The organism is Burkholderia sp. E168m15 (genome assembly GCF_016586105.1).
GTDB lineage: Bacteria > Pseudomonadota > Gammaproteobacteria > Burkholderiales > Burkholderiaceae > Burkholderia > Burkholderia orbicola.
The window spans coordinates 1-4331 of sequence record NZ_BCPO01000181.1; the positions used below are offsets into that span (position 1 = coordinate 1).

General features: G+C 71.9%; 5 protein-coding genes and 1 pseudogene. 2 read left to right on the forward strand and 4 right to left on the reverse strand.

All coding sequences use genetic code 11. The annotated features are described in order from the left end of the window. Together JMF86_RS28810 and JMF86_RS28815 are read left to right on the forward strand one after the other, a co-directional pair. A pseudogene (locus tag JMF86_RS28810) lies at window positions 1–500 on the forward strand (penicillin-binding protein); the annotation flags it as partial. A gap of 8 nt (window positions 501–508) precedes the next feature. Beyond that, window positions 509–1120 carry a trimeric intracellular cation channel family protein gene (locus tag JMF86_RS28815; RefSeq protein WP_011548984.1) on the forward strand — a complete coding sequence of 204 codons (612 nt, stop codon included), beginning with the start codon at window positions 509–511 and terminating at the stop codon, window positions 1118–1120. 31 nt (window positions 1121–1151) lie between these two features. Here the strand turns inward: JMF86_RS28815 and JMF86_RS28820 are convergent, their stop codons facing one another. From JMF86_RS28820 to JMF86_RS28835, 4 genes are all read right to left on the reverse strand, one after another. Continuing rightward, a complete protein-coding gene (locus JMF86_RS28820) occupies window positions 1152–1541 on the reverse strand; it encodes a VOC family protein (RefSeq protein WP_027805877.1) in 390 nt (129 codons plus the stop codon). Window positions 1542–1646: 105 nt separating this feature from the next. Beyond that, window positions 1647–2477 (reverse strand): heme ABC transporter ATP-binding protein, encoded by an 831-nt coding sequence (locus tag JMF86_RS28825; RefSeq protein ID WP_011548986.1) that lies wholly within the window; start codon window positions 2475–2477, stop codon window positions 1647–1649. 19 nt (window positions 2478–2496) lie between these two features. Further along, window positions 2497–3585 (reverse strand): iron ABC transporter permease, encoded by a 1089-nt coding sequence (locus JMF86_RS28830; RefSeq protein WP_011548987.1) that lies wholly within the window; start codon window positions 3583–3585, stop codon window positions 2497–2499. A 15-nt stretch (window positions 3586–3600) separates the two neighbouring features. Further along, window positions 3601–4331: hemin ABC transporter substrate-binding protein (locus JMF86_RS28835; RefSeq protein WP_201317187.1), on the reverse strand; the 731-nt coding region annotated here is incomplete at its 5' end.

Genomic DNA, 4331 nt, shown 5'->3' on the forward strand with positions numbered 1-4331 from the left:
TGCTGCGCGACGTCGTACGGGCCGGTACTGCACGCGGCGCGCTCGCGCTCAGGCGTGACGACGCGGCCGGCAAGACGGGCACGTCGAACGGATCGAAGGACGTATGGTTCGCCGGCTATTCGTCGGGCATCGTCGCGGTTGCGTGGCTCGGCTACGACACGCCGCGCCCGATGGGGCGCGCGACCGGCGCGACGCTCGCGCTACCGGTCTGGCTCGACTACATGAAGACGGCCGTCGACGGGCGCACGCCGGTCGCGGCGACGCCGCCGCAGGACGTCGCGCTGGTGGACGGCGATTTCGTCTACGCCGAATACACGCGCGGCACCTGCACGGCCGACGTGCCGGCGTATATCCGCAGCCGCTTCGCGTGCGGCGGCGCGGCAGCCAGCGATGCGCCGGATGCGCCTGGCGATAACGGCAAGCGCGATGAACCGATGCCCGCCGCCGTCGACGCGGCCGAGCGCGAACGCGTGCTCGACCTGTTCCGGACCGACGACTGACGCGCGCCATGCATACGCTCTATCTGATTGCGATCGTCGCGGAAGCGATGTCGGGCGCGCTGATGGGCATGCGCCGCGGAATGGACCGCTTCGGGCTCGCGCTCGTCGGCGCGGTGACGGCGCTCGGCGGCGGAACAGTGCGCGACGTGCTGCTCGGCCACTATCCGCTCGGCTGGATCGCGCATCCCGAATACCTGGTGATCACGCTGGTCGCGGCGACCGTCGCGTCGTGGGCGGCACGACACGTCGCGCGGATGAAGACGCTGTTCGTCACCGTCGATGCGATCGGCCTCGCGGCGTTCACGATCATCGGCTGCGACATCGGCGCGTCGACCGGTACGGCGCCGATCATCGTCGTGCTGGCCGGCGCGATCACGGGCGTGTGCGGCGGGATGCTGCGCGATTTACTCTGCAACGAGATGCCGCTGATCCTGCGCGAGGAGTTGTATGCGAGCGTCGCGTTCGTCACCGGCGCGCTGTATGTCGGGATGCAGTATCTCGGCATCGACGCGGGGTTCGCGACGCTCGTCGCGCTGGCGGCCGGCTTCTCGATGCGGATGCTCGCCGTGCGACTCGGCTGGAAGATGCGGAGCTTCGGCGCGGCGGACGTCGAGCATTGAGCGCTCGCGCCTGGGCTTGCCGCGCCGGCATTCAGTCCGGCTGCATCACCTGAAAGACGTTCCCTTCCGGATCGATGCCGTCGACCATCCGGTACGGAAAGCCGTCGTAGCGCTTCAGATCGCGCACGGTCACGCCGTCGCGGGCGAGTCGGTCGCGATACGTGTCGATATCGGCGTCGATCGTGAATACGAGTTTCACGTTGCTGGTGGCCGCGCTCGCGTTCGTGCTTGAGGATGCGGCTGCATGACGGAAGGCCGGGCCGGCCCGATGCAGCGCGAGCTCGATCGCACCCGCGTCGAGCACGGCCCATTCGCCGTCGATTTCCTCAACGACGGGCAGCGCGAAATGCCGTTGGTAGAACGCCTTCAGCAGCGCGACGTCGCGGACGTACAGGATGATGCGGGTCATCGGAAGCGGCACGGGGATTTCCTCGAAGGGGCGATACGACAGACCTGGAGAGAACGCCGCCGTCCAAGGTAGCGCACGGCATCGATCGACGCAATGATCATGCGATACACACCCGCGCTACGCGGGCACCATCACCGGCGGCGTCCCGTCGCCGGTTTCCACCATCTTCACCGCGAAGCCATAGCACTGCGCGATATGGGCCGGCGTCATCACGTCGCGCGGCGCGCCATGCGCGACGATCGTGCCGTCGGCGAGCATCGCGATCGTATCCGCATGCCGCGCGGCGAGGTTCGGATCATGGACGATCGCGAGCACGCCGAGCTGCCATTCGCGCGCGACGGCGCGCACGGTATCGAGCAGCCGGTGCTGGTGCGCAAGATCGAGCGCGGCGGTCGGCTCGTCGAGCAGCAGGTAGCGCGGGCCGGATTCCGTCGCGTCATGGTCCGGCCACAGCTGCGCGAGGACGCGGGCGAACTGCACGCGCGCGAGCTCACCGCCCGACAGCGTCGTGACGTCGCGACCGACGAGCGCATCGGCGCCCGCCCGTTCGAGCGCACGCCACGCGATGTCGCGATCGCGATGCGCAATGACGTGGCGGGCGCCGCTGCGCCGCGCATGCGGGTAGCGGCCGAGCAGCACGATTTCGTCGACGCTGAACGGGAACGCCGGCTGCGCGGCCTGCGGCAGCACCGCGCGCAGGCACGCCAGCCGCGGTGCGTCGATGCGCGCGAGCGGTTCGCCATTCAGCGTGACGTCGCCCGTCACGCGCACGCCGTGCGGCGCGACGCTGCCGGTCAGTTCGCCGGCGAAGGTTTTCAGCAGCGTGCTCTTGCCCGCGCCGTTGCGGCCGAGCAGCGCGGTCACGCGGCCGGGCTCGATCGACAGCGACAGGTCGCGCAGGATCGTGTCGTGCCGGCGGGCGACGTCGAGGTGGTGGGCAGTCAACATGGTCGTCGTGAAGAAGGGATCATCCGCCGAGCGCGCCGCGGTTCTTCCACAGCAGCGCGAGGAAGAACGGCGCGCCGAGCAGCGCGGTCAGCACGCCGAGCGGAATGTCGGCGGGCGCGGCCACGGTTCGCGCGGCAAGATCGGCCGCGAGCGTCAGCAACGCGCCGAGCAATGCGGCGCCGGGCAGCACGATGCGCTGGTCGGGGCCGCACGCGAGGCGCACGCAATGCGGCGCGACGAGCCCGATGAAGCCGATGATGCCCGCGCACGACACGAGCGCGCCGACCGCGAGCGCGACCGCGACGAGCACGCGCCGTTTCAGTTGCTGCACGGGCACGCCGAGATGCAGCGCTTCGGTTTCGCCGAGCTGCAGCGCGTTCAGTGCATCGCGTTCGCGCGCGAGCAGCACGCAGCCGAGCGCCACGCACGGCGCGACGGCCGCCAGCGTCGACCATTGCGCGCCGCCGAGGCTGCCCAGGCTCCAGAAGGTCAGCGAGCGCAACTGCGCGTCGTCGGCGACGAACGTGAGCAGCCCGATCGCCGCGCCGACCAGCGCATTGATCGCGATGCCGGCGAGCAGCAGCAGCGGCAGCGCGAGCCGGCCGCGCGACGCGGCGAGCCGGTAGACGAGCGCCGCGACCGCGAGGCCGCCGGCGAACGCGGCGACCGGCAACGCGGCCTCGCTCGCATGGGCGGCGAAGAGCGCGGGGCCGAGCACGATCAGCGTGGTCGCGCCGAGCGCGGCGCCGCTCGACACGCCGACGAGCCCCGGATCGGCGAGCGGGTTGCGGAACAGCGCCTGCATCGCGGCGCCGGTCGCGCCAAAGCCGCCGCCGACCAGCAGCGCGAGCACGACGCGCGGCGCGCGGATGTCGAGCAGCACCGCGCGCGCCTGCTGCGCGGCCGCGTCGCCGCTTAGCGCGGCCCAGGCTTCCGCCAGCGGAATGCGGTATGCGCCGACGCACAGCGCGACGACGGACATCGCGCCCACCAGAACGGTGAGCGCGGCCAGGACGAACGGCGCGAAGCGGCGCGACGTGCCGAGGCGCGCGGCGCCGGAGCGTGAGGCCGGCGACGGCGCGTTGAAGGGTGGAGCGTGAGCGGGCATCGAGTCGATCCGGAGTCAGGCGAGCGCATCCGACAGGCGTCGATGCAGGGTCGTGACGGCGAGCGGCAGGCGCGGGCCGAAGCCGAGCAGGAACAGCGCGTCGAGCGACACGACGCGCCGCGCGCGGCCGGCCGGCGTCGCGCCGAAGCCGGGCGTCGCGAGCAGCGCGGCGTGACCGCCGACGGCCGCCAGCCCTTCGTCGGAGATCAGCACGACGTCGGGCGCGGCCGCCGCGAGCGCCTCGGTCGTCAGCGGCTTGTAGTGATCGAAGCCCTGCATCGCGTTGCGCGCGCCCGCGTAGCGGATCATCGCGTCGGCGGCCGTGCGCTGGCCGGCGACGAGCGCCTGGGTGCCGGTATGGTTCAGCACGAACAGCACGCGCGGCGGCTGCGCGCCGCCGGGCACGCGCGCGGCGACCGCGTCGCGCGCGGCCTGCCAGTCGCGATCGAAACGCTGCAGCAGCACGGTGCCGGCGTCGCGCACGTCGAGCGCCTGTGCGACGCCGGTGATCTTCGCGCGCACCGATTCGACGTCGTGACGCTCGTCGAACGTCGTCACCGTGACGCCGGCGCCCTTCACCTGCGCGATCGCCGTTGGCGGGCCGGCTTCCGCCGATGCGAGCACGAGATCGGGCCGCAGCGACAGCAGCCCTTCGGCCGACAGCGCGCGCTGGTAGCCGACCTTCGGCAGGCGCTTCGCGGCGTCGGGATACGTGCAGGTCGTGTCGGCGCCGACGAGCCGGTAAC